Raw genomic sequence first — 24189 nt, 5'->3', positions numbered from 1 at the left:
GGTAGGCTCCGGAGCTAAAGCGAATCTCACTGCTTTAGAGGAGGGGCCCATGCCCGCCACCGCACCGCCTTCCCCCGCCGAGGACGAGGCCGGTCATCCGCGCCGGCATCGCGTCTTCTTCGTGGTCACCACGGTCGTGATCGTGCTCTTCATGGCCGCGTCGAGCGCGCCCTCCCCGCTCTACGTCGTCTACCAGGGCATGTGGGGCTTCTCCCCCACCGTGCTCACGGGGATCTTCGCCATCTATGTCCTCGGGCTGCTCGCCGCGCTCCTCGTCGTCGGAAGGCTCTCCGACCACATCGGGCGGCGCCCGGTGCTCTGCGGCGCCCTCGTCCTCGAAGCGGCCGCGCTCGTGCTCTTCCTCGCGGCGGGCGACACCCTGGTGCTCGGCCTCGCGCGGCTGGTGCAGGGCCTCGCCACCGGGGCGGCGATATCGGTGCTCGGCGCGGCCCTCGTCGACCTGGCGCCGCCCAGGGCCAAGCACCACGCGGGCATCGTCAACTCCGTGGCACCCACCGGGGGCCTGGCGGTCGGCGCGCTCGGCTGCGGGGCGCTGGTGCAGTTCGGGCCCGCGCCGACCCATCTCGTCTACGCGATCCTGCTCGGCGGCATGGTGCTCTCCGGCGGCGCCGCGCTCCTCATGCCGGAGACCGTCACCCGCAGGCCGGGCGCCCTCGGCTCGCTCGTCCCGAAGGCGGGCATCCCCCGCCATCTCCGTGCCGACCTGCTGCCCGTGATCCCGGTGATGATCGCCACCTGGGCCCTCGGCGGCCTGTACTTCTCCCTCGGCCCCTCGGTCGCCGCGGGCGTGTTCGGCCTCGGCAACCACCTCGTCGGCGGCTTCGTCATCACCCTGCTGTGCGGGGTCGCGGCGGTCACCTCGTCGCTGCTGCGCCGGGTGCCCGCGCACCGGCTGCTGCTGCCCGCCGCCTGCGGCCTCGGCGCCGGCACCCTGGGCGGGCTCGCCGGTGTGCACGGGAACAGCCTCGCCCTCGCCACCGTGGGCACCGTCGTCGCCGGGGCCGGATTCGGCGCCGGGGCGCTCGCCGCGTTCGGCACCATCGCCCGCATCGCACGGCCGCACGAGCGCGGCGCGCTGATCGCGGTCGTCTACGTGATCTCGTACCTGGCCTTCAGCGTGCCCGCGGTCGTCGCGGGCCTCGCCGACACCCACTACGGGCTGCGTTCCACCACCGAGGTGTACACCCTCGCCATCCTGGCCCTCACCCTTGCCGCCCTGGTGCTGCGGGCCACGGTCACCCGCGCGCCCGCCACCGCTCCGCTGCCGCCGCCGGTCGCCCGCAGCGAGCCCCGGCTTCCCGAGCCGGTGGCGACGGCGGACGCCGCCCGCCCCGAGGAGGGGTGCCGGGTCCGTTAGCGGCCCGCCCTCAGCGGGCCAGGGACGCCGCGTCCCCCATGACGATCACCGGGTACCTCGCCGGGTCGAGGCGGCGCAGCAGGTCGCGCAGGTCCCGCTCGGAGAGGGCGACGCAGCCGTGGGTGGGGCCGCCGTGGTCGACATGGAGCCAGATGCCGCCGCCGCGCTCCTCGCCGAGCGGGCGGCCCCGGTCCAGCGGCGAGACACCCGCCTCCCGGTTGTAGTTGATCGCGACGACGTAGTCGAAGCTGCCGTCGAGCGGTTCGCCGTCGAAGCCGTCGCCCTCCGCGACGAAGCGGGGCGAGCGGTCGTACGGCAGCCGGGTGCCGGGGTTCTCGCTGCGGCCGCCCGCGTCGGTGAGCGCGAACACCCCGATGGGCGAGCGCATGTCGTCCGCGTAGTGCTCGTCGGTCCAGCCGTCCCTGGCGTTGCGCGCGGGCCAGGCCCTGCCCGCGGACCACCCGAGCGGGGTGCGCACATGGAGTACGGCGGTGGCGGTGGCGGCGTCCCTGCCGCGGCCCGTGACCACCAGCACCTGCCCGGTGCCCGCCGGAATCCTGGCGAGGGTCGCGGGCCCCAGGCCCGGCAGGGTCGCGGGGAGTTCGGGAGCGCGGCGCTCCGGTGCGGGGGCGGCGGCGACCCCGGTGCGGCGCGGAGTGTCCGCGGGCCGTTGCGGGTGGCCCGCGCAGCCCGCGAGGGCGGCGGCGAGGGTCAGGGCCGCGGCCGGGACGGCGGCGCGGTACCGGGATACGGGCATGCCTGGTCCGTTTCTCGTGCGGGAGGGGGCTCGCAGGTGCAGGCTATGGCCGCCGCGGCGGGCGCGCGCCACGAGCGGAGCGCGCCCGCGGGCCCACGGGGCGCCGCGCGGCCCCGGTGTGACGGGCCGTCGGGCGCGCGGGCGGCGCGGCGCGCCCGGCGGGCGCCGTACCGCCACCCGGCCCAACGGACCTGCGCGCGCCCAAGGCCGTTCCTACGGTGGCGGAATGGCGATCAGATCATCCTTGCTGCCGCACACCGCCCGCCGCACGGCGCGCACCGGCGTTCCCGCGCTGGCGCTGGCCGCGGGGCTCGCCCTGCTCGGTCCCGTGCCGCTCGCGGCTGCGGGCCCCGGGGAGCCCGCGCCGCCCGCGCCGCGCCCCGAGCCACCGCACGGGCTCCTCGACGGGTCCGGCACCCGGGCCAACCCCAGGGCCCAGGACGCCCGGCCACCCGACGACATCTCCGCGCTGTCCTGGCTGGTGGCCGACGCCCACAGCGGCGAGGTGCTCGCCGCGCACGACGCGCACCGCGCGCTGCCGCCCGCGAGCACGTTGAAGTCGCTGTTCGCGCTGACCGCGCTGCCGCGTCTGAAGCCGGACTCGGTCCACCGGGTGACCGCGTCCGACCTGTCGGGGGTCGGCGAGGGCAGCAGCCTCGTCGGCGTGGAGACCGGGCACCGCTACCGGGTGGACGACCTGTGGCGCGGGGTGTTCCTCAGTTCCGGCAACGACGCCGTGCACGTGCTCGGCTCGATGATCGGCGGCGACGAGGCGACGGTGCGCCAGATGCGGGAGAAGGCGAAGAAGCTGGGCGCGCGCGACACCCGGGTGGTGTCCCCCGACGGCTACGACCACCCCGGCCAGGTGTCGTCCGCGTACGACCTGGCGGTGTTCGGCAGGGCGGGCCTCGCGGACCCGGACTTCGCGCGGTACTGCTCGACGGCGGTCGCGAAGTTCCCCGGCGACGAGGGACCGTACGCCATCCAGAACACCAACAGGCTGCTGACCGGGGCCGACGGGCTCGGCCGCTACCGGGGCGTGCTCGGTGTCAAGAACGGCTACACGACCAACGCGGGCAACACCCTCATCGCCGCCGCCCACCGCGGCGGGCGCACCCTGCTGGTGACGCTGATGCACCCGACCAGCGGGGAGCCGAACGCCGTGTACCGGGAGGCGAGGTCGCTGCTGGACTGGGGCTTCGCGTCGGCCGACCGGGTGCGCCCCGTCGGCACGCTGGCGCCGGGGACGGCCGCGACGCCGCCGCCCGCGCAGGCGGGCGCCGTGCACGCCTCCGCGGCGGACGGCGACGGGGCGTTCGGGCCCTTCGGACCCGGTCTGCTGGCCGCGGCGGGCTGCGGTGCGCTGCTGGTGTCCTGGGGCGCGGCGCTCGCGGTACGGCGCAGGGCGCGCCGCGGGCGCGGGGCCTGACGCGCACTCCCGGTGCGGCCCCGCCGCGGCTCACCGGCCGCCGCGGGGCCGCACCGCGATTTCCTCCGGATGTCGCACAACCCGAAGGGCCGCTGGGAGGTCTCATGGGCGGCCGACCAGGCCACCGCGACCCTCAGGAGGCTCACCGCTGATGCGTGCCCGTACCGTTGCCGCGGCGTCGACCGCTGCTGCCGCCGCCCTCGTCCTCGCCGCGCCCACCGCGTTCGCGGCGGGGCCGCGCCCCGCGCCCGCGGCGCCCGCCGCCACCACCTGCCTGCCGTCCGCGCTGACGGTGTCGGCGAGCGCCACCGACCAGCCGCACGTACTGAAGATCAGCATCAAGAACACCGGCCTGGTGCCCTGTGTCGTCGACCAGATCCCCACGGTCACCTTCGGCGACCTGGACGGCGCGGCGGTGCCGGTGCCGCCCGCCGGGTCCGCCGCGTACCCGATCGGTCTCACCCGCGCCGCCTACGCCGCGGTGCGCACCGTGGACCCCGCCGACGTGTCCACCGCGAGACACGTGGACTCGGTGCGGGTGGCGGGCGACCCGTCGCACCCGGGGGTGTCCTTCTCCGCCACCTCGCTCGGCTCCCCCGACGGGGTGCCGGTGTGGGAGCCGGTGACCACGCTCTGGCACCCCTCCTGGGACCAGGCCGAGCAGGCACTCCAGGACGCCCTGGGCTGACCCGTCCCCCGGTGCGCCGGTGCCGGCGCGGCGGCGCGGTGTCCCCGCCGTGGCCCCCATCACCCGTTCGGGCGGTCATGGGAGCGTGGCGGTCGGGCAGGCGCCGCCCGTCAGCACCAGTACGACACCGGCCGCGGCCCCCCGGGCGCCGCGGCCCCAGGGGACGCCATGGAACAGCAGACGGTGCCGCGCGAAGCGGCGCCCTCGGTAGCACGGCAGCCGGCCTCGCCGGGGCGCGGCCTCGGGCGTGACGCGTTCTTCGACAACGCCAAGTATCTGACCATCCTGCTGGTGGGCTGCGGCCACGCCTGGGAGCCACTGACCTACGACAGCCGGGCGGTACGGGCGCTCTACCTGCTCGTGTACGCCTTCCACATGCCCGCCTTCGCCCTGGTCTCCGGGTACTTCTCGCGCACCTTCGACGCCTCGCCCGGGCGGGTGCGGCGGCTGGTGACCGGGGTCGCGGTCCCGTACGCGGTGTTCGAGATCGCGTACACGCTCTTCTACCGGTGGGCGGGGCACGACCCCGACTACCCCTTCAGCCTGCTCGACCCCTGGTACCTGATGTGGTTCCTGCTGGCGCTCTTCGTCTGGCGGCTGACCACGCCGCTGTGGCTGGCGCTGCGGCACCCGGTGCCGGTGGCGCTCGGGGTCGCGGCGCTCGCCTCGATGTCCCCCGCCACCGGGGGCGACCTGGGGCTCCAGCGGGTGCTGGGCTTCCTGCCGTGCTTCGTGCTCGGCCTCGTGCTGCGCCCCGAGCACTTCGCCCGGCTGCGCACCCGCGCGGTGCGCGGCGCCGCCCTCGTGGTGTTCCCGCTCGCGCTCGCCGGGACGTACCTGCTGTCGCCCCGGCTGGACACGGAGTGGCTGTACCACCGCTCGCCGGTCACCGACATCGGGGTGCCGGGGTGGGCGGGGCTGCTGAGCACCCCGGTGCTTTTCGGTCTCGCGGTGCTGCTCACGGGGTGCTTCCTGGCCTGGGTGCCGGGGCGGCGGCTGTGGTGCACGGCGCTGGGCGCGGGCACGGTGTACGCGTATCTGCTGCACGGCTTCGTGATCAAGGCATCCCGGTACTGGGGCTGGTACGACCACGGCTGGGTGCACGGACCGCTGGGCGAGCTGGCGGTGACCGCGGCGGTGCTGACGCTGATGACGGCGCTGTGCACGGTGCCGGTGCGGCGGCTGCTGCGGGTGGTGGTGGAGCCGCCGCTGACCCGGGTGTTCCGGAGCGTGCCCCGCAGGACCTGAGACCGGCCGCGCGACGCACGGGGCCAACTCCGCCCCCTTCCGTACGAGTCGGGCCACCGCGGCCCCGCCGGGTACGACACCCCCGTATCGCGTCACCGGTTTGACAGGTGACGCGGCGGGCTGGGACAGTCGTGCCACGACGGGCGCCGCGTGGCCGGTGCCCGTCCCGGTGCGGCATGCCGGTGGCGGCGCGGAGCGCGAGGGAGACGGCTCATGATCAGGCGGCGGACGTTCGGCAAGGTGTGCGGCATCGGAGCGGGCTCCACGGCCGCCTCGGCGATGGCGGTCCCCGGCGTCGCGGCGGCGGCCGCGCCGACGCCCGCGGGCGCGGCGGGCGCCGCGCCCCGGCCGGGCGCGCACACCTCGTTCGGGCCGCTGAAGCGGGTGCGGGCGGGCCTGCTCGACGTCGGGTACGCGGAGGCCGGGCCCGCACACGGCCCCGTGGTCGTCTGCCTGCACGGCTGGCCGTACGACATCCACAGCTTCGTCGACGTGGCGCCGCTGCTCGCGGACCGCGGCTACCGGGTGATCGTGCCGTATCTGCGGGGGCACGGCACGACCCGCTTCCTGTCGGCGCGCACGGTCAGGAACGCCCAGCAGTCCGCGGTGGCGCTCGACCTCGTGGCGCTGCTCGACGCGCTGCGGATCGAGCGCGCCGTCCTCGCGGGCTTCGACTGGGGCTCGCGCACGGCCGACATCGTCGCGGCGCTGTGGCCTGGCCGCTGCAAGGCGCTGGTCTCGGTGAGCGGCTACCTCGTGACGGACCTGGCGGCCAACAGGAGCCCCCTGCCGCCCGCGGCCGAGTACGCCTGGTGGTACCAGTACTACTTCGCCACCGAGCGCGGCCGGCTCGCCCTGGAGGACCCGGACCTCAGGCACGATCTGACCCGGCTCGTCTGGGACACCGTCTCGCCCACCTGGGACTTCGACGACGCCACCTTCGAGCGCACCGCCGCGGCCTTCCACAACCCGGACTACGCGGCCGTCGTGCTGCACAACTACCGCTGGCGGCTCGGCCTCGCCGACGGCGAGCGGCGCTACGACCGCTGGGAGCGCCTGCTCGCGGACGCCCCGCCGATCGCGGTGCCGACGGTGACCCTGGACGCGGAGCGCGACCCGTTCACGGCGGCGCCGGGCGACGGGTCGGGGTACCGGGACCACTTCACGGGCCCGTACGCGCACCGGACGCTGAAGGGCGTCGGGCACAACGTCCCGCAGGAGGCGCCTGAGGAGTTCGCACGGGCGGTGGTGGACGCCGACCGGCTCTGAACCGGCCGGCGGGGTCAGGTGGCGGTGGCCGCCTGCCGCTTGCGGGAGCGGTAGGCGGCGGCCTTCAGCCGGTTCCCGCAGGACTCCATGCCGCACCACTGGCGCCGGGAGCCGCGTGACCTGTCGAGGAAGACCCGGGTGCAGGGCGGGTTGGCGCACTCCTTCATCAGGGGCGCGTCGGGCCCCGCGAGGAGTTCGACGGCGTGCCGGGCGACGGTGGACAGCGCCTCGGGGGCGGTGGCCTGTGTCCAGCGGCCCGCCGGGGTGAGCCGGGGGGTGGCGGGCGGGCGGCCCGCGGCCGCGTTCACCGCCGCGAGCGCGTCCTCGCCGTACGGCTCGTCCCTGCGGCGCGCCGTGACCAGGGCGTAGACGGCCTCCCGCAGTGCGATCGCGGCCGCGACGTCGGCCTCGTCGCAGGAGGTGACGGCGTCCACGAGCCCCGAGCCGAGGAACCAGGCGCTCAGCCGCTCGGGCGTCACGAACAGCTCGAACCGTACGGTGTCGCGGGCGCGCAGCGTGGCGGCGAAGTCGAGCGCGGGGCTGCCGCAGAGGAAGACGTGTTCCAGGTCCATCGCAAAGGTCCATCGGATCGGCCTGAACAGGAGTCCGAACCGGACTCCGGACAGGAGACGGCGCCGGGGACCGCCCGCTCCCCCGGTGCGGGGGGCGGCGGTCCCGTGGCGGGCGGAAAGCGGGCGGTCAGAGGCAGTAGCGTACGAGCCACTCGTCGGAGCTGTAGGTGTCGCGGGACGGGTCGGGCGCGATCGCCGGCCTGGTCTCCACGGTGTCCTGCGGGCGCACCCGCTCGGGCAGGGTCCCGAACCTGGCGCGGCGCGCGGCCCTGGCGGCGTCCTCGGTCTTCTCGGTCTTCCCCTGGCGCGGCATGGCCGCCTCCTCTTCTCCGGGCGCCTCCCGGGCTCCGGCCCGGCTCCCCGGTCGGCCGCGGCGACCGCCGGTCGGCGTCACCTGTTCGTCCGGTTACGACAATGGCGGAGGTCGCGTCACCTGTCAAGGGGGTGTCGCGGTGGGGCGGGTCAGGGTGCGGCGGTGTGGAAGGCGTGGCGGACGGCCCTGATGGCGTCGCCCGCGCGGGAGGGGTGGACGCGGTTGGTGAGGAGCACCGCGTAGCGGCCTCCGCGCGGGTCGACCCAGATGCTGGTGCCGGTGAACCCGGTGTGCCCGTAGGAGTCGGGTCCGAAGGCGGGCCCGACCGGGGAGCCGGCCGGGTCGAGGCCCTGCCAGGCGAGGCCGCGCCGCAGGTTGAGGGCGTCGGTGTGCCCGGCGGTCATCAGGGCGTGGGTGGCGGGGCGCAGCAGCCCGGGGGCGCCCGCCGCGAGGCACCTCCCGAGCCGCTCCAGGTCCGCCAGGGTCGCGAAGAGGCCGGCGTGGCCGCAGACCCCGCCGAGCACGACCGCGTTCTCGTCGTGCACCTCGCCGACCACCACCCGGCCGCGCCAGGGGCAGTCCTCGGTGGCCACCGCACGGGCGCGGCCCTCCTCGCCGGGGTTGAAGCCGGTGTCCGCCATGCCGAGCGGGCGGCCGACGAGGGTGTCGACCAGCTCGTCGAGCGGCCGTCCCGCGGCGGCCTCGGCGACGAGGCCGAGCAGGATGAAGCCCTGCGAGGAGTACTCGACCCGGGTGCCGGGCGCCGCGCGCGGCGGCAGCGCGCCGAGCGCCGCGAGCAGCGACTCACGGGTGGGGTGGGCGCGGTAGAGGGGCACCCCGCCGGGCAGCCCCGAGGTGTGGGTGAGGAGTTGGTGGAGCGTCAGGTCGGCGGCGGTGCCGGTGCGGTAGCGCGGGAGGTGGTCGCCGACGGTGTCGGTGAGGGCGAGCGCGCCCCGGTCGGCGAGGGCCATGACGGCGAGCCCGACCACCGGCTTGGTCACGGAGGCCAGGTCCCACAGCTCGGAGCCGTCCAGGGCGCGCGCCTCGGCCCCCCGGCCGCCCCAGCTCCTCGTGCCCGTCCAGCCGCGGTCGAGCGCCCCCTCCGCCGTGCCGACCGACCAGGCGGCCGCGGAGAACACCCGGTCCTCGCGGGCCCGTTCGAGCAGTGCCCTGAGCGCGCTCATGACTCGCCCGCCTCGGCGACCGCTTCGAGGCGCCGCCCGCCGAGCCCCGCGGAGAGCGCGCGGGCCGCGGCGCGGACCATCGGGCCGTACAGGGCCACGCTCTCCTCGCCGAGGACGAACGCGAGACCCCGGACGCCGAGCGCGCCGACCACCCGGCCGTCCGCCTCGGTCACGGGCGCGGCGAGGCAGCGCACATCCGGCTCCTCGTACCCGTCGTCGAGGGCGTAGCCGCGCCGCGCCGCGGCGGCGGCCTCGGCGCGCAGGGCCCCGGGTCCGTTACGGGCGTGGACCGCGGCCCTGAGGGGCTTTGCGGCGGCGAGCACCGCGTCGGCCTCGGCGGCGGGGAGCGCGGAGAGGATCGCGAGGCCGGGGCCGCCGCGGTGCAGCGGCGCCCGGTCGCCCGGGCGGGCGGCGCAGCCGTACTCCCCGGCGGGCTCGGAGAGTTCGAGCAGGACGTACTCGTCCGCGTCGCGCACCGCGTAGAGCGCGCGCAGCCCCGTGCGGGTGCGCAGGTCGCGCAGGGCGGGCCTGGCGAGCGCGAGGTCGGGGCTGGTGTCGAGCGCGGCGGCGGCGAGCCCGAGCAGCCGGGGTCCCGGACGGTAGCTGCCGCCCTCGGCGGGGCGGGCGAAGCCCTGCTCCGCCATGGCCCGCAGATGGCGGTGGACGGTGGGCTTGGCGAGGCCGGTACGGCGGGCGATCTCGCCGAGCCGGTGCGGGCCCCCGCCGTCCGCGACGAGTACTTCCAGCACCTCCATCGCCTTGTCGACCGGACCCTTCACGGGCTCCTGGGCACGGGCGGAGGTGTTGACCGGTTTCGGCATGTCGCTTAGCTTAACCCAACCGCATTCCATTTGACGGAACGGATGTGTTGTTCAATGGAACGAATTCGGCAGGGGCGGACGGTGGACCGTGCCCGCGCTCCGCATCGCGCCGGGCCGCCCCGCCGCGACGTCCTGCGTTTCGGCGGACTGCTCGTCCCCGCCCTGGCGGCGCCCGCGCTCCTCGCCGGCTGCGGCAACGACCCCGCGGGCGACGCGGGCAACGTGCTGCGGGTGTCCCAGCCGGGCGACCCGCTGACGCTGGACCCGCAGAAGCAGGGCGACATGACCTCCATGAACGTCCTGATCAACATGTTCGACACGCTCACCACCCGGGGCCGCGACAACCGGCTGCACCCGCGGCTCGCCCTCACCTGGACCGCGACCGCCCCGCTCACCTGGCGCTTCACCCTGCGCCCCGGGGTCGCCTTCCACAACGGGGAGCCCTGTGACGCGGCGGCGGTCAAGTTCAGCATCGAGCGGTTGCTCGACCCGCGTACCAAGTCGCCGATCGTCGAACTGCGCTATGTGAAGAGCGTCTCCGTCGTCGACCCGCACACCGTCGACATCCACACCTCGCTCCACGACCCGATCCTGCCCGACAAGCTCTCCCTGTTCGGCGGGGCCGCCGTGCCGCCGCGCTACCTGGCCAAGGTCGGCGACCGCGGCTTCGCGGAACGCCCGGTCGGCACGGGCCCGTTCACCTTCGTGAGCTGGAAGCGCGACCATGAGCTGCGGATGCGGGCCAACCCCGGCCACTGGGCGGGCCGGCCCCCCGTCGACGAACTCGTCTTCAGCCCCGCGCCCAACGCCTCCTCGTCGCTCGCCGCCCTCCAGAGCGGCGGCGTGGACCTCGTCACCGGGCTCACCCCGGACGCGGCCCAGCAGCTCGACGGCTACACCGGCGTCACCCTCGACCACTTCACCGGCATCCGCACCTCCTATCTCTCCCTGAACACGCTGGAGGACGGGCCGCTGCGGGACAAGCGGGTGCGCCAGGCCCTCAACCACGCCGTCGACGTGCCGCTGCTCATCAAGGCCGTGCTGGGCGGCAAGGCCCGCGAGGTGCCTGCGATGATCCCGCGCGGCGCCTTCGGCTTCGACCCCTCCGTCAAGCCGTTCACCCGGTCCGTCGCCACCGCGCGCAAGCTGCTGGCCGAGGCGGGCCACCCGCACGGCTTCAGCACCACCCTCACCGCCTCCAACATCGACTCCAACGTCGCCGAGGCCGTCTCGGGACTGCTGGCCCGCGCGGGCGTCGACGCCAAGGTGGAGCTGCTCGACCCGGGCACCTACGCCACCCGCCTCACCTCCGACGACCACGGCGCGCTGGGGCCCATGTACCTGGCGGCGAGCACGGTGTGGACGCTGGACGGCGAGAGCATGCTCCAGTCCAACGTCCGCAGCGACCGCCGCCAGAGCCGCTGGCACGACAAGCGGGCGGACGCGCTGATCGACACCGAGGAGCTGTCCGTCGACCCGGACAAGCGCCGCCGCGCGTTCTCCGACCTCCAGCGCCTGATGCGCGACGAGGCGCCGTTCGTCTCCCTCTACCAGATCGACAACATCTACGCCCGCAACGACAGGCCCCGCTGGAAACCGGGCTCCGCGGGCGTCCTCAGCATGGCCGACGCGGAGGTGGCCCGATGACCGACGTCTCGACACCGCCGCCCGCCACCGGGGCGGCCGCCGTGCCCCGCGCCCGCGGCGGCCACCCGCTGCTGCGGCAGGTCCTGGTCAGGGTCGGCACCGCGCTGCTCGTGCTCTTCTGCACGGCCACCGTCTCGTTCTTCCTCGTACGGCTCTCCGGCGACCCCGTGAAGGTGCTGCTGCCGCCCGACGCCACCGCCCGCCAGGAGGCCACCCTGCGCGCGAGCCTCGGGCTCGACCGGCCGCTCGTCGTGCAGTACCTCGACTACCTGTGGGGTTTGCCGCGGCTGCACTTCGGCGACTCCCTCGTCTACAACCAGCCGGTCGGGCACATCCTCGCCGACCGGCTGCCCGCCACCCTCGAACTCGCCGCGGGCGCCCTGGTGGTGACGCTCGTCGTGGCGGTACCCGCCGGGATCTTCGCGGCCATGCGGCGCGGCAGGGCCTCCGACCGCACGGTGATGACCGGGGTGCTGCTCGGCCAGTCCACCCCGCCGTTCTGGGTCGGCATCCTGCTGATCCTCGTCTTCGCCGTCGGGCTGCACGCGCTGCCCGCCTCCGGCTACGGCACCTTCGCCAACCTGGTGCTGCCCGCGGTCACCCTCGCCGTCTACTCGGTGGCCGTGGTGGCCCGGCTGCTGCGCTCCTCGCTCATCGACGTGCTCTCCTCCGACCACATCCGCACCGCGCGGGCCAAGGGCTTCGGACCGGTCAAGACCGTGCTCACCCACGGGCTGCGCAACGCGTCGCTGCCCGTCGTCACCGTCGTCGGACTTGAGGTCGGCAGCCTGCTCGGCGGCGCCATCCTCACCGAGCAGGTCTTCTCCTGGCCGGGCGTCGGCCAGTTGACCATCGAGGCCATCTCGCACCGCGACTTCCCGCTCGTGCAGGCCACCGTGCTCTTCTTCGCCGCCGTCTTCGTGGTGGTGAACCTGCTCGTCGACCTCTCCTACAGCCTCCTCGACCCGAGGGTGAGGACTTCGCCGTGACCACCACCTCCACCACCGCCCCCGCGGGGGCGCCCGCCAGGGCCGCGAGCCCGCGCGCCGCGGCCGTGCGCACCCTGCTGCGCAACCGGCTCGCCGTCGCCGCGCTCGTGGTGCTCGCGCTGCTGCTGGTCGCCGCCGTGTTCGCGCCGCTCATCGCGCCCGCCGACCCGAACGCGCAGGACCTGCTCGCCCGGCTCAGGCCGCCCGCCTGGGAGCGGGGCGGCAGCGGCGCCCACCTCCTCGGCACCGACCAGCTCGGCCGCGACATGCTCTCCCGGGTCATCTACGGCACCCGGGTCTCGCTGCTCGTGGGCGCCAGCGCGGCGCTGCTCGCCGGGGTCATCGGCACGGTCGTGGGGCTCGCGTCCGGCTACCTCGGCGGCTGGCCCGACCGGGTCCTGATGCGTCTCGCCGACGTACAGCTCGCCTTCCCCGCGATCCTGCTCGCCCTCGCCATCGTCGGCTTCCTCGGCTCCGGCCTCTGGTACGTGATCCTCGTCCTCGGCATCACGGGATGGGTGTCGTACGCGCGCGTCGTGCGCTCCGAGGTGCTGTCGCTGCGCTCCCGTGACTTCGTCGTCGAGGCCCGCGCGATCGGTGTCACCGACACCGCCATCATGCGCCGCCATCTGCTGCCCAACGTGATGGCGCCGCTCGCCACCATCGGCACCCTGCACATCGCCGCCGCCATCGTCGCCGAGGCGTCGCTGAGCTACCTCGGGCTCGGCGTCCCGAAGGAGACCGTCACCTGGGGCTCCATGCTCGCCGACGGCCAGCTCTACCTGGGCACCTCCTGGTGGGTGGCCGTCTTCCCCGGCGTGGCCCTCATGGTGACCTCGCTCGCCGTCAACATCACAGGAGACGCCCTGCGGGACGTCGCGGACCCGAAGGCGTACCGCCGATGACACCGACCGCCGTCGCAGAGCCCGTCCTCCGATTCGAGGACCTGACCGTCGACTTCCGCCTCCAGTCCGCCACCGTGCACGCCGTGCGCGGGGTGAGCCTCGACGTCGCCGCGGGCGAGACCCTCGCCGTCGTCGGCGAGTCCGGCAGCGGCAAGACCGCCACCGCGCTGTCCGCGCTGCGGCTCAACCCCGAGCCGCCGTGCGTGTACGCGGGCGGCCGTGTCCTCTTCGAGGGGCGCGACCTGCTCGCCCTCGGCGAGCGGGATCTCGGCAGGGTCAGGGGCGCCGCCGTCTCCATGGTGTTCCAGGACCCGATGACCAGCCTGGACCCGCTCCAACGGGTGGGCGGGCAGGTCGCCGAGGTGCTGCGGCACCACAGGGGCGCGAGCCGCGCCGAGGCGCGCGAGCAGGCGCTCGCCACCCTCGACGAGGTCGGCATCCCCGACCCCGAGCGCCGCTACCGGCAGTACCCGCACGAGCTGTCCGGCGGTCTGCGGCAGCGCGTGATGATCGCCGCGGCGCTGGTCGCGCGGCCCCGGGTGCTGATCGCCGACGAGCCCACCACCGCGCTCGACGTCACCGTCCAGCGGCAGATCCTCGACCTGCTCGTGGCGCTCCAGCGGCGGCACGGCATGGCGGTCCTGCTCATCACCCACGACCTCGGGGTGGTCGCCGAGACCGCGGACCGGGTGGCCGTGATGCACGACGGCGAGATCGTCGAACAGGGCGAGGCCGCCGCGGTGTTCGACCGCCCCGCCGACCCGTACACCAGGCGGCTGCTCGCCGCCACGCCCCGATTGGAGCCGACCGCATGACCGAGAGCCGGCGGCCGCTGCTCGAACTCGACGGCCTGCGCAAGGAGTTCGGCGGACGGTACGGAACGGCGCCCACCGTCGCCGTGGACGGTGTCTCGCTCACCGTGGACGAGGGCGAGACCCTGGCGCTCGTCGGCGAGTCGGGCTGCGGCAAGACCACCCTCACCCGGCTGCTGCTGCGGCTCGCCGAGCCCACCGCGGGCACCGTCCGCTTCGAGGGCGAGGACCTGTCGGCGCTCTCCGCCACCGCGCTGCGGCGGGTGCGGCGCCGGATGCAGGTGGTCCTCCAGGACCCGTACTCCAGCATGAACCCCCGCATGCGGATCACCGACGTCGTCGCGGAGCCCCTGATCACCCACGACCCGGAGGCGCGCGGCAGGAGCGGAAGGGCCGCGCTGCGCGAGCGCGTCGGGCGGCTCCTCGCATCCGTCGGGCTCGACCCGGACACCCAGGACCGCTATCCGCACGAGTTCTCCGGCGGCCAGCGCCAGCGGATCTCCATCGCCCGGGCGATCGCCCTCGAACCCCGGCTCGTCGTGCTGGACGAGCCGACCAGCGCACTCGACGTGTCGGTGCAGGCGCGCATCCTCGACCTGCTCACGGAGTTGCAGCGCCGGCACGGCCTGACGTACGTGTTCGTCTCCCACAACCTCGCGGTGGTACGGCAGGTCGCCGACCGGGTGGCGGTGATGCGCGCCGGGCGCGTCGTCGAACTGGGCTCCTCAGCCCAGGTGTTCACCGCGCCCCGGGACCCGTACACCCGCAGGCTGCTGGACGCCGTGCCGGTGCCGGACCCGCACCGGGCGCGGCGCCGCGCAGGCGCCGCGGGAGGCGGGGCGTGAGGGGGGCGCTACAGGTCGGTGAGGACGAGTCCCGCGCCGCCGAGCAGGGCGACGTCGTCCACGGCTGCGTCGCTCACCAGGACGCGCGGCTCCTCGGCGCCCGCCGCCGCCACGTCCGCCCGCAGCCGCCGCTCGATCAGCGCCCTGAACCGTTCCCCGCCCTCCCTGGCCTCCCCGTGCAGCACGAAGAGCCCGGGTGCGAAGAGCTGCTGCACGTTGACGAGGCCGAGCGCCAGGTTCTCCGCGTACTCGGCGACCAGGTCGCGGGCGCGCGCGTCGCCGCGGGCGACGAGGCCGCCGAGCGTCGCGGCCGTGCCGAGCCCGGCGTCCGCGGCCCGCGCCCGCAGCCAGCGGGTCGTGGCGACGGTCTTCCAGCAGCCGCGGTTCCCGCAGGTGCAGCGCTCGCCACTGGCCGAGACCGTCATATGGGCGCCGCTCCTGCCGCCCACCGGGGCGAGCACCTCGCCCCGGTAGAGGATGCCGACGCCCAGTACCTCGCCGGTGGACACCGAAGCGAAGGTGGTGCGCCCGCGCCCGGGGCCGAACCAGCGGTCGCCGAGCACCTGGAGCCTGGCCCGGTGCTCCACCCTGACCGGGGCGCCGGTGAGCGCGGCGAGCCGGGCGGTGACCGGGTAGCCGTGCAGCGCGGGCACGTCGTTCACCTCGATGATCAGCCCGGCCGCCGGGTCCACCAGGCCCGCCGCGGCCACGCCCACCCCTGCGGGCTCGTGCCCGGCGAAGACCAGGGCGGCGCGCGCCAGGGCCGCGTCGACGTCGGCGGCGCCGGGCGCCGCCGGGTCGTACGACGCCTCGGCGCGCTCGACCACCCGGCCGGACACGCTCAGCACGGCCGCCCGCACCCGTCCCGGCACCAGCTCGACCGCCCCCAGGGTCCGTGTCGCATGCGGGGCGGGCGCGGGTCCCGGCACGGGGTCCCGCACCAGCCGCAGCGGAGAACTTCTGTGCGCCATGCGCCGACTCTGCCACGTCCCTGTTTCCTGGAGATAGCACCGTGAGTCAACGTAATCTGACCGAGCTGACCTGGCGGGAGGCCCGCGCGGCGGGCGGGGACGGCATCGCCCTGCTGCCGATCGGCTCCCAGGAGCAGCACGCCGCCCATCTGCCGCTGGGCACCGACACCCTGCTCGCCGAGGCGGTGGTGGACCGGGCGCTGGCCCTGCTGGCCGCGGGGGACCGGCCGCCGCGGGTGGTGCGGCTGCCCACGCTGCCCTACGGGCACAGCCCGCACCACCTCTTCGCGGCGGCGGTGTCGCTGTCGGCCGACACCCTCGCGGCGGTGCTGGGCGACATCCTCGACTCCCTGCTCACCAGCGGCTACCGCCGGATCATGGTCGTCAACGGGCACGGCGGCAACGACGAGATCATGCGGCTCGCCGTGAAGCGCTTCGCGCTGCGCGCCGACGTCAGCGCCGCGGCCTGCTCGTACTGGACGGTCACCGCGGGCACCGCGGGCGAGGTCGAGCGGCCCGCGGCCACCCCGGGCCACGCCGGCTGGTTCGAGACCTCGCTGATGCTGGCCGCGCACCCCGGCCTGGTGCGCACCCCCGTCTCCGCGCGGCCCCCCGTGGAGCCGCCGCCGCTGTTCGACAAGCCGCCGTACCCGGGCCTGACCACGGAGCGGCACGGCGAGTGGGAGCGGGTCGGCGGCGCCACGGACGACGCCTCGGAGGCGGACGCGGACACCGGCGGCCGGCTGCTCGACGACCGGGCGACCGGGCTTGCCCGCGCCATCCGGGCGTTCGACGCGGCGACGGGCCCCGCGGGCGCCGAGGACCCCGACCCCGCGCCGCGGTGACGGCGGCCGCGTCCGCCGCCTTCGGGCACACCCCAGAGCCTGACACGTTACGGAGAACCATGAAGATCACCGAAGTCGATGTGTGGGTCGTCAACCTTCCCCTGGTCAACCCGTTCACCAGCTCCTTCGAGACGAAGACCGGGGAGACCCGCACCGTGGTACGGGTCCGTACCGACGAGGGGGTCGAGGGCTGGGGCGAGACCATGTGGGGCAGTCCCGTCGCCGCGCTGGTGGAGAAGCTGGCGAAGGACCTGGTCGGCACCAGCCCGTTCGCGCTCGAAGCGTTCCACCGCAGACAGCACATGGTGCCGTTCTTCTACGGCTATCTCGGCTACGCGGCCATCGCGGCCCTCGACGTCGCCTGCTGGGACGCCATGGGCAGGGCCACGGGGCAGTCCGTGACCGATCTGCTGGGCGGCAGGGTGCGCGACGAGGTGCCGATCACGGCGCTCGTCACCCGCGCCGACGCGCCGGGCGCGGACCGGGCCGCGCTGCCCGGGGCGCTCGCGGAGCACGCGGCGCGGGTCGTCGCCGAGGGCGGCTTCGGCGCGGTCAAGCTGAAGGGCACCACGGACGTGGACGGCGATGTGGCGATCATGCGGGCGCTGCGCGGTGCGCTGCCGGGTGTGGAGCTGCGGGTGGACCCCAACGCGGCCTGGTCGGTGCCCGACTCGGTACGGGCCGGGATCGCGCTTGAGGACCTCGACCTGGAGTACCTGGAGGACCCGTGCGTCGGTATCGACGGGATGAGCCAGGTGCGGGCCCGGGTGCGGATACCGCTGTGCACCAACATGTGCGTGGTCCGCTTCGAGGACTTCGCCCCCGCGGTGCGGCTGAACGCGGTCGACGTGGTCCACGGGGACGTCTACAAGTGGGGCGGGATCTCCGCCACCAAGGCGCTCGCGGCGCACTGCGAGACGTTCGGGCTGGGGATGAACCTGCACAGCGGCGGTGAGCTGGGCATCGCCACGGCGGCGCACCTGGCGGTGGTGGCGAGCACCCCGGTGCTCTCCCGCGCCATCGACAGCATGTACTACCTGCACGCCGACGACATCATCGAGCCGCTGTCGCTGGCGGACGGCCGTCTCGCGGTCCCGCGGGGGCCGGGGCTCGGGGTGGTGGTCGACGAGGAGCGGCTGCGGCACTACGCGGCGGTCAACGAGCGGGAGGGGGATCTGACGGGGTGAGGCGGCGCGGCGGCGGGGGCGCGGCCCTTTCGACCGCGCTCCCGCCGCCTCGGCTCCCCTGTCCTTCGGGGGTCTACGGCTGCCGTTCCGCCTCGAAGCGGGCGGCGAACTCGGCGGTGCGGTCGAGGTACGCGGTCTCGGCCGCGGCGCCGCTCTTCCCGTAGGCGCCCTCGTAGGTCTCGTAGCCGTGGCCTGCGGGCGGGTCGCTCGCGGCCGGTTCGATGGAGCTGCCCTCGTGCCACTCGTTGAACGAGGTGACGGACACCCAGGTGAGCGAGCCGCCGATGGCGGGGGCGGTGGGCGGTGCGCAGTCGGCGGCCACGGCGCCGGTCGCGTACTGGACGCCGCCGAGCAGCAGTTGCCTGAAGTCCGGGTCCGCGTAGGACTCCTGGGTGTGGCCGAGCCCGGTGTAGAAGGAGCGGCCCTGGCCCTGGGGGTGGCACCAAGTGATCGGATGGTCGCCCTGCATGGTGCCGCCGCTGTAGCTCGACTCGTCCAGGCTCTGCAGAACGTGCACGTCGGGGCGGGGGTTGGTGCGGTAGTTGTACCACTCGTCGGTGCGGGTCCAGCGGTCGTCCAGGTGGGCGGTCGCGGGGTGGTCGTGGTCCTCGGTGACGACCACGGCCTGCTGCGGCTCGGGGTGTCCCTCGAACCAGGCGCCGACGAGGGTGCCGTAGTAGGGCCAGTCGTACTCGGTGTCGGCGGCGGCGTGCACGCCGAGGTATCCGCCGCCGCCGTCGACGTACGCCGCGAAGGCGGACTGCTGGGTGTCGTCGAGCACGTCGCCCGTGGTGCTCATGAAGACCACGGCGTCGTAGCGCGCGAGGTTGTCGGGGGTGAAGGCGGCGGCGTCCTCGGTCGCGGTGACCGAGAAGTCGTTGGCCGCGCCGAGTTCGGTGATCGCCTGGATTCCGGCCGGGATGGAGTCGTGCCGGAAGCCCGCGGTCTTGGAGAAGACCAGTACGTCGTGGGTGGCGTCGGCGTCGGCCTGCGCCCCCGGGGCCGTGAGGAGGGCCCCGAGGGCGAGCGCCGTGCCCGCCGCCACCGCGACGGTCAGCCGCCGCAGGTGCCGCTTGGCAGGTTGTGGCATGTCACTACCCGATCGTGAAGGAGTCGACGTCGAAGAGGTTGCCCTGGCCCGAGGGGCCCTTGAAGACGAGGTAGAGCGCCGTGGCCTCGTCGGTTCCGCCGCTCAGGTCGGCCGTGACGTCCTCGTAGGTCTCCCAGTCCCCGGTGGGCCGCACGGTGGCGGTGCCGAGCAGGGTGCCGTCGGGTGCGCCCGCGCGCACCTCGATGGTGCCGCCCGGTCCGGCCGACGCGACGTGCGCGGTGAACGAGGTGGCGCCGGAGAGCCGGTAGGGCTCGTAGGAGGTCCAGTCGCCGTCGTCGGTGAAGCCGACGGTTCTGGCGCCCTCGGCGGGGCCGTGGCCTGCGACCTCGATGCCGCTCTGGTCGGTGTAGTGCTCCGCCTGCTTGTGGTGCTGCTGGAGGGTGCTGGTGTCGACGGTGGTCAGGCCGCCCGCGTCGGTGTACTCGGCGTCGAAGACCCCGTAGAGGTTGGCCGCCGCGTCGTGCTCGCCGTCGGTGGGCACCTGGATGCTGCCGCTGCACCCGTTCTTGGAGGTGATCTGGTGCTTGTGGCTGTCGTGGCCGAGCGAGTACGTGACCTTGACCTTGGCGCAGTCGACGGTGCCGTCCTCGGGGTCACTTGCCTCGACGGTGAAGTCGACGGTGTCGCCGAAGGTGAAGAGCTGGCCGTCGGACGGGGAGGTGAGGTGGACGGTGGGCGCGGTGTTGCCCGCGGTGACGACGAGGCTCGCGGTGCCGGTCAGCCCCTCGGGGTCGGTGACGGTGAGGGTGGGCGAGTAGGTGCCCGCCTCGGTGTACTCATGGGTGGGGTCGGCGTCGGTGGAGGTGGCGCCGTCGCCGAAGTCCCAGGAGTAGGAGAGGGCGCCGCCCTCGGGGTCGGAGCTGCCCTCCGAGGAGAACTCCACGCTCAGCGGGGTGGGTCCCGAGGTCCTGTCGGCGGCGGCCTTGGCGACCGGACTGCGGTTGCTGCCCGCGAGGTACTCGACGCGGTAGAGGGCCTGGTTGCCGCCGCCGTCGCCGTAGTCGAGGACGTAGAGCGCGCCGTCGGGTCCGAAGGCGGAGTCCATGACCTGGGTGCCGGTCCACGGGAAGTCCTCGATGGCGCCGGGGGAGCCGTCGTCGCCGATGTCGACCGTCTTGATCCACTTGCGGCCGTACTCCTCGGCGAAGAACTTGCCGTCCAGGTCCTGGGGGAACTTGACGGCGGAGTCGAGGTCGGCGTCGTAGTGGTAGACGGGGCCGCCCATGGGCGACTCGGAGCCGCTGCCGAACTCGGGCGGTGAGCCCGCGTCACCGCCGTAGCGTATCCAGGCGGGCTGGGCGGGCGGGAGCTTCGTCAGCCCCGTGTTGTGCGGGGAGTTGTTCGTCGGGCCGCCCGCGCAGTCGTATGCGCCGTTCGAGGGGCCGTCGGGGAACGTCCACTCGGTGTACGTCTCCTCCGGCGTGTTGGTGCCGGTGCAGTACGGCCAGCCGAAATTGCCTGCCTGGGTGACGCGGTCGAACTCGACCTGCCCGCCGGGGCCGCGGTCGGGGTTCGCGGCGCCCGCGTCCGGGCCATAGTCGCCGACGTAGACGATGTCCGTCTGCCGGTCGACCTGGATACGGAACGGGTTGCGGAAGCCCATGGCGTAGATCTCGGGCCGGGTCTTGTCGGTGCCGGGCGGGAAGAGGTTGCCGTCCGGGACGGTGTACGTGCCGTCCGCCTCGGGGTGGATGCGGAGCACCTTGCCGCGCAGGTCGTTGGTGTTGCCCGCGGAGCGCTGCGAGTCGAACTGCGGGTTGCGGGTGTCGCGTTCGTCCAGCGGCGCATAGCCGTCCGACTCGAAGGGGTTGGAGTCGTCGCCGGTGGACAGCAGCAGGTTGCCCTTGCTGTCGAAGTCGATGTCGCCGCCGACGTGGCAGCACTGGCCGCGGTCGTTGTCGACTTCGAGGACGACCTTCTCGCTGTTCAGGTCGAGGGTGCCGTCGTCGTTCAGGACGAACCTGGAGAGGTTCAGATGGCCCTTGAACTGCTCCCAGTCGGCGGCGGAGCCGTCCACGGGGGCGTCGCCTTCGGGGGTGTCGAGGCGGGGCGAGTAGTAGAGGTAGACGAAGTGGTTGTCGTCGAACGCGGGGTCGACCCCGACGCCCTGCAACCCCTCCTCGTCGTGGGTGTACACGTCGAGCTTCGCGGACACCTCGGTGTTGCCTTCGGCGTCCGTGAGCCGCAGGGTGCCGTCGCGCGAGGTGTGCAGCACCGAGCGGTCCGGCAGCACGGCGAGCGACATGGCCTCGCCCATCTCGTCCGGGCCGCTTGCGAGTTGGACCTGCTGGTAGTCCTCCGCCGGGATGTCCCGCGGGGCCCCGTTCGCGGTGGCCGGGACGGCGAGCGCCCCTCCGGCCAGGATCATGGCGAACGCCGTGATCAGTCGCCACCCTCTTCTGGGGTGTCGTGACATGAGCTTTCCCTTCCTGACGTACGTGGGGTGCTGTCAGGCAAGGCGCGCGCCGGCCGCGCTTGCTCTCGAATCGGGCCGCCGCGACGGTGGGATGTACGGGAGGGCTCACCCGCCGGAGACTGCCGGCGGGGGCCTTCCCGGTGAACGCGACAAGCGACTTATTGCACAGAACACAGAGCTTTTTACGCAGCGGCCCGATTCTTTTGCATGCTCGCAATGCGCCCGATATTTGTCAAGGCCCTGTCATAATTAGGTGTACGGCGAAACGAGCCCGCGGTACAGGGGAGTTCACGCCCCGTCGGCGGCCGGCAGCCGTTCGCCGCAGCGGGCGCAGTAGCGCGCGTCGCTCTCCTGGGCGAGCCGTCCGCAGTCCCGGCAGACCCGGTGCAGTTGGCAGGCGGCCTCGCCGCCCTGTGCGCGGGCGCCGATGGCGAGCCCGGGGCGGCGGCCGTGGACGGTGAGGTGGACGAGCCCCGCGGGCCCCGCGGCGATACCGCGGCGCGCGCCGCGCGGCAGCCAGACCAGCGCGCCGGGGGTGAGCGCGATCGCGCCGTCCTCGCCTTCGAGGGTGCCGCCGCCCGCGACGACATGGAGCAGCACATCGAGCAGGGGCTCGGTGTGCGGTTCGACGCGCTCGCCGGGGGCCAGCCGGACCAGGTTGGCGTCGAGTTGCCTGCGGGTGGGGTCGAGCCGCCAGCGGGCGCCGCCCGGACCCCCGGCGGCGGCAAGCTCCGCGGTGGAGGCGAGGAGCGCGGGGACGGGGCGGGCGGTTTCTGACGGCACGGTCTCCTCCTGGGGTCGGTCCGCGCGCTCCCGCGCGGCACGGCGGGATTCTCCCGCCCCGCGGGCCACCGAAGGGCACCGCCCCGGCACCGGTCCGCGCACGGGGCCCGTACCGGCATGGTGGGCGCGGGTTCGGCATGGCCCGAAACAGCTCCCTCGGACGAATGATGCCGCTTCGGACATGCCGTCCGGAACCTACCGAAGGCCACGTGCACCGATATGCCCGCGTCTGCCCTCTGCCGCCTTCGGGGTCGACGACGTACCGTGCGATCAGCCGATTCCGATCAATGAGGCGGTCCCGCATGGCCCTGTTCGACTTTCCGCTCACCCAGCTCCGTCATTACCACAGCGAGTCGGAAGAGCCGGATGATTTCGATGCTTTCTGGACAAAGACTCTGGACGAGGCCCGCTCCCATCCGCTGAACGCCGTCTTCGAGCCGTACGAGACCCCGCTCACCGGCGTCACCGTCCACGACGTGACGTACGCCGGCTATGGCGGCCACCCGGTCAAGGCGTGGCTGATCCTGCCTGCGGGGACCACCGAGCCGCTGCCGCTCGTGGTGAGCTACGCGGGCTACGGCGGCGGGCGCGGGCTCGCGCACATGCATCTGCTGTGGGCCAACGCGGGCTTCGCCCAGTTCGTCATGGACACCCGCGGGCAGGGCAGCGCGGGCGACCACGAGGGCGTCACCCCCGACCCGGTGGGCAGCCCCCCGGCGCACCCCGGCTACATGACGCGCGGCATCGAGGACCCCGACGGCTACTACTACCGGCGGGTGTTCACGGACGCGGTGCGCGCCGTGGAGGCCGCCAGGTCGCACCCGCTGACCGACGCCTCGCGCACCGCGGTGCTCGGCAACAGCCAGGGCGGCGGCATCACCCTGGCCGTCTCAGGACTGGTGCCCGACCTGGTGGCGGCGGCGCCCAACGTGCCGTTCCTCTGCGACTTCCCGCGCGCGATCCACCTCACGGACCGGGACCCCTACCGGGAGATCGGCCGCTATCTGCGCACCCACCGGGGGCGCACCGAGCGGGTGCTGCGCACGCTGTCGTACTTCGACGCGGTGCACTTCGCCTCCCGCGCCACGGCGCCGGGACTGTTCTCCACGGCCCTGGAGGACGAGACCTGCCCGCCCTCGACGGTGTTCGCGGCGTTCAACGCGTACGCGCACCAGGACAAGGCGATCGAGGTGTACGACTTCAATGGGCACGAGGGCGGCGGCCCGTTCCAGGACGCGGTGCAACTGCTCTGGCTGACACCGCGGCTGCGCGCCTGAGCCCGCGCGGCGCGGAGGCGGCCACGGCCGACGGCCGCCCCCGCGCCCGGCGCGCTCAGCGCCCCGCCGCGACGCCGTCGAGGAGGCGGCGCAGCGCCCAGGAGAAGTCCCCCGCGGCGACGGCCGCCGGGTCGGCCACGGCGTCCTCGCGGCCGGGGCCGTGCTGCCCGAACGGGTGGTCGCTGACGAGGTGGCCGAGCAGCAGCCGCCACAGCGCCCGATAGGCGCGCTCCGCCGCCTCCGAGTCGAGCCCGCAGCGCGCGAGTTGGGCCACGGCGTGTCCCGCGACCCGGTGGCCGCCGCGCGCCAGGTGGTAGCCGTCGGCGATGATCCGTGCCCCCCAGCGGTGCTCCGCGAGGTGCGCGTAAAGGGCCTCCCACTGGCGCACGGCAGCCGCGCGCGGCCCCTCCCCCGCGGCGTCGACCAGCGGGAAGCCCGCGGCCAGGTCCTCCACCAGCAGCCCCAGCAGCTCCGCGCGGTCGGCGATGTGCCGGTAGAGGGACGCCTGCCCGGTGCCGAGTTCCGCGGCGACCCGGCGCAGGGTCAGCTCCCCGATGCCCTCCGCATCCGCGATCCGGCGCGCCGCCGCCACGATCAGCTCCCGGTTCAGACCCCGCCGTCCCGTCGCGGACACCATCGGCTCCCTGCCTCCCGACCTTGCGAACGTTGTTCTCGTAAGGCTACCCTAACTGCCGATGCGAACGCCGTTCGCACAGGTGGTTGTGGAGACGGAGGCATCCGT

The 24189-nt window shown here is 74.4% G+C and carries 23 protein-coding genes; 13 read left to right on the top strand and 10 right to left on the bottom strand.

All coding sequences use genetic code 11. The features are described 5' to 3' along the window. The first annotated feature begins 49 nt into the window (after nucleotides 1-49). Entirely contained in the window at nucleotides 50-1378 is a 1329-nt protein-coding gene (locus ACIBIW_RS08320; RefSeq protein ID WP_399333322.1) for an MFS transporter, read from the top strand. A 10-nt stretch (nucleotides 1379-1388) separates the two neighbouring features. Here the strand turns inward: ACIBIW_RS08320 and ACIBIW_RS08315 are convergent, their stop codons facing one another. After that, entirely contained in the window at nucleotides 1389-2135 is a 747-nt protein-coding gene (locus ACIBIW_RS08315) for a L,D-transpeptidase family protein (RefSeq protein WP_399333320.1), read from the bottom strand. Nucleotides 2136-2361: 226 nt separating this feature from the next. Here ACIBIW_RS08315 and ACIBIW_RS08310 point away from each other — a divergent pair, with 226 nt between their 5' ends. The 4 genes from ACIBIW_RS08310 to ACIBIW_RS08295 all read left to right on the top strand — a co-directional run bounded on the left by ACIBIW_RS08310 (nucleotide 2362) and on the right by ACIBIW_RS08295 (nucleotide 6769). Further along, nucleotides 2362-3564: a D-alanyl-D-alanine carboxypeptidase family protein gene (locus ACIBIW_RS08310; protein WP_399333318.1), complete on the top strand. Its 1203-nt coding sequence runs from the start codon at nucleotides 2362-2364 to the stop codon at nucleotides 3562-3564. 151 nt (nucleotides 3565-3715) lie between these two features. After that, entirely contained in the window at nucleotides 3716-4252 is a 537-nt protein-coding gene (locus ACIBIW_RS08305; protein ID WP_399333316.1) for a DUF4232 domain-containing protein, read from the top strand. 168 nt (nucleotides 4253-4420) lie between these two features. Continuing rightward, complete coding sequence (locus ACIBIW_RS08300) at nucleotides 4421-5500, top strand: acyltransferase family protein (protein ID WP_399333314.1); 1080 nt, start codon at nucleotides 4421-4423, stop codon at nucleotides 5498-5500. Between the two features lie 213 nt (nucleotides 5501-5713). Then, on the top strand, nucleotides 5714-6769 hold the full coding sequence (locus ACIBIW_RS08295) for an alpha/beta fold hydrolase (protein ID WP_399333312.1): 1056 nt from the start codon (nucleotides 5714-5716) through the stop codon (nucleotides 6767-6769). Between the two features lie 14 nt (nucleotides 6770-6783). Here ACIBIW_RS08295 and ACIBIW_RS08290 read toward each other — a convergent pair whose 3' ends face one another. From ACIBIW_RS08290 to ACIBIW_RS08275, 4 genes are all read right to left on the bottom strand, one after another. After that, a complete protein-coding gene (locus ACIBIW_RS08290) occupies nucleotides 6784-7341 on the bottom strand; it encodes a CGNR zinc finger domain-containing protein (RefSeq protein ID WP_399333310.1) in 558 nt (185 codons plus the stop codon). Between the two features lie 127 nt (nucleotides 7342-7468). Then, nucleotides 7469-7654 carry a hypothetical protein gene (locus ACIBIW_RS08285; protein ID WP_399333308.1) on the bottom strand — a complete coding sequence of 62 codons (186 nt, stop codon included), beginning with the start codon at nucleotides 7652-7654 and terminating at the stop codon, nucleotides 7469-7471. Between the two features lie 149 nt (nucleotides 7655-7803). Then, nucleotides 7804-8838: a serine hydrolase domain-containing protein gene (locus tag ACIBIW_RS08280; RefSeq protein WP_399333306.1), complete on the bottom strand. Its 1035-nt coding sequence runs from the start codon at nucleotides 8836-8838 to the stop codon at nucleotides 7804-7806. Next, the gene (locus ACIBIW_RS08275) at nucleotides 8835-9659 is read right to left on the bottom strand and encodes an IclR family transcriptional regulator (RefSeq protein ID WP_399333304.1); all 825 of its coding nucleotides are present in this window, start codon (nucleotides 9657-9659) and stop codon (nucleotides 8835-8837) included. Before ACIBIW_RS08275 ends, ACIBIW_RS08280 begins: the two co-directional genes overlap by 4 nt. Before the next feature lie 54 nt (nucleotides 9660-9713). On the opposite strand from ACIBIW_RS08275, the gene ACIBIW_RS08270 reads away from it, so the two are divergent. From ACIBIW_RS08270 to ACIBIW_RS08250, 5 genes are read left to right on the top strand one after another with little or no spacing between them, the layout of a single operon-like run. Further along, a complete protein-coding gene (locus ACIBIW_RS08270; protein WP_399333302.1) occupies nucleotides 9714-11306 on the top strand; it encodes an ABC transporter substrate-binding protein in 1593 nt (530 codons plus the stop codon). Further along, on the top strand, nucleotides 11303-12295 hold the full coding sequence (locus ACIBIW_RS08265) for an ABC transporter permease (protein ID WP_399333300.1): 993 nt from the start codon (nucleotides 11303-11305) through the stop codon (nucleotides 12293-12295). The genes ACIBIW_RS08270 and ACIBIW_RS08265 overlap by 4 nt, the downstream gene beginning before the upstream one ends. Next, nucleotides 12292-13200, top strand: coding sequence for an ABC transporter permease (locus ACIBIW_RS08260; RefSeq protein WP_399333298.1), 909 nt, complete (start codon nucleotides 12292-12294; stop codon nucleotides 13198-13200). The genes ACIBIW_RS08265 and ACIBIW_RS08260 overlap by 4 nt, the downstream gene beginning before the upstream one ends. Then, nucleotides 13197-14015, top strand: a complete 819-nt coding sequence (locus ACIBIW_RS08255; RefSeq protein ID WP_399333296.1) for an ATP-binding cassette domain-containing protein — start codon at nucleotides 13197-13199, stop codon at nucleotides 14013-14015. Before ACIBIW_RS08260 ends, ACIBIW_RS08255 begins: the two co-directional genes overlap by 4 nt. After that, nucleotides 14012-14857 carry an ATP-binding cassette domain-containing protein gene (locus ACIBIW_RS08250; protein WP_399333294.1) on the top strand — a complete coding sequence of 282 codons (846 nt, stop codon included), beginning with the start codon at nucleotides 14012-14014 and terminating at the stop codon, nucleotides 14855-14857. Before ACIBIW_RS08255 ends, ACIBIW_RS08250 begins: the two co-directional genes overlap by 4 nt. An 8-nt stretch (nucleotides 14858-14865) precedes the next feature. On the opposite strand, the gene ACIBIW_RS08245 is transcribed toward ACIBIW_RS08250, so the two are convergent. After that, a complete protein-coding gene (locus ACIBIW_RS08245; RefSeq protein ID WP_399333292.1) occupies nucleotides 14866-15828 on the bottom strand; it encodes an ROK family protein in 963 nt (320 codons plus the stop codon). A 41-nt stretch (nucleotides 15829-15869) separates the two neighbouring features. On the opposite strand from ACIBIW_RS08245, the gene ACIBIW_RS08240 reads away from it, so the two are divergent. Both ACIBIW_RS08240 and ACIBIW_RS08235 read left to right on the top strand, forming a co-directional pair. Continuing rightward, the gene (locus ACIBIW_RS08240) at nucleotides 15870-16673 is read left to right on the top strand and encodes a creatininase family protein (RefSeq protein ID WP_399333290.1); all 804 of its coding nucleotides are present in this window, start codon (nucleotides 15870-15872) and stop codon (nucleotides 16671-16673) included. 59 nt (nucleotides 16674-16732) lie between these two features. Further along, nucleotides 16733-17860, top strand: a complete 1128-nt coding sequence (locus ACIBIW_RS08235; RefSeq protein ID WP_399333288.1) for a mandelate racemase/muconate lactonizing enzyme family protein — start codon at nucleotides 16733-16735, stop codon at nucleotides 17858-17860. A 73-nt stretch (nucleotides 17861-17933) separates the two neighbouring features. Here the strand turns inward: ACIBIW_RS08235 and ACIBIW_RS08230 are convergent, their stop codons facing one another. The 3 genes from ACIBIW_RS08230 to ACIBIW_RS08220 all read right to left on the bottom strand — a co-directional run bounded on the left by ACIBIW_RS08230 (nucleotide 17934) and on the right by ACIBIW_RS08220 (nucleotide 22170). Continuing rightward, the gene (locus ACIBIW_RS08230; protein WP_399333284.1) at nucleotides 17934-18950 is read right to left on the bottom strand and encodes a ThuA domain-containing protein; all 1017 of its coding nucleotides are present in this window, start codon (nucleotides 18948-18950) and stop codon (nucleotides 17934-17936) included. 4 nt (nucleotides 18951-18954) lie between these two features. Beyond that, nucleotides 18955-21387 carry a PQQ-dependent sugar dehydrogenase gene (locus ACIBIW_RS08225; RefSeq protein ID WP_399333282.1) on the bottom strand — a complete coding sequence of 811 codons (2433 nt, stop codon included), beginning with the start codon at nucleotides 21385-21387 and terminating at the stop codon, nucleotides 18955-18957. 288 nt (nucleotides 21388-21675) lie between these two features. Then, nucleotides 21676-22170 (bottom strand): hypothetical protein, encoded by a 495-nt coding sequence (locus ACIBIW_RS08220; RefSeq protein WP_399333280.1) that lies wholly within the window; start codon nucleotides 22168-22170, stop codon nucleotides 21676-21678. A 302-nt stretch (nucleotides 22171-22472) separates the two neighbouring features. Here ACIBIW_RS08220 and ACIBIW_RS08215 point away from each other — a divergent pair, with 302 nt between their 5' ends. Further along, nucleotides 22473-23447 carry an acetylxylan esterase gene (locus tag ACIBIW_RS08215; RefSeq protein WP_399333278.1) on the top strand — a complete coding sequence of 325 codons (975 nt, stop codon included), beginning with the start codon at nucleotides 22473-22475 and terminating at the stop codon, nucleotides 23445-23447. 55 nt (nucleotides 23448-23502) lie between these two features. On the opposite strand, the gene ACIBIW_RS08210 is transcribed toward ACIBIW_RS08215, so the two are convergent. Then, complete coding sequence (locus ACIBIW_RS08210; RefSeq protein ID WP_399333276.1) at nucleotides 23503-24084, bottom strand: TetR/AcrR family transcriptional regulator; 582 nt, start codon at nucleotides 24082-24084, stop codon at nucleotides 23503-23505. Nucleotides 24085-24189: the final 105 nt, after the last annotated feature.

It is taken from the genome of Streptomyces sp. NPDC050560 (genome assembly GCF_044457285.1).
Lineage (GTDB): Bacteria > Actinomycetota > Actinomycetes > Streptomycetales > Streptomycetaceae > Streptomyces.
Note: the sequence above shows the minus strand (reverse complement) of the source record. Positions and strands in the feature narration are given on the sequence as shown.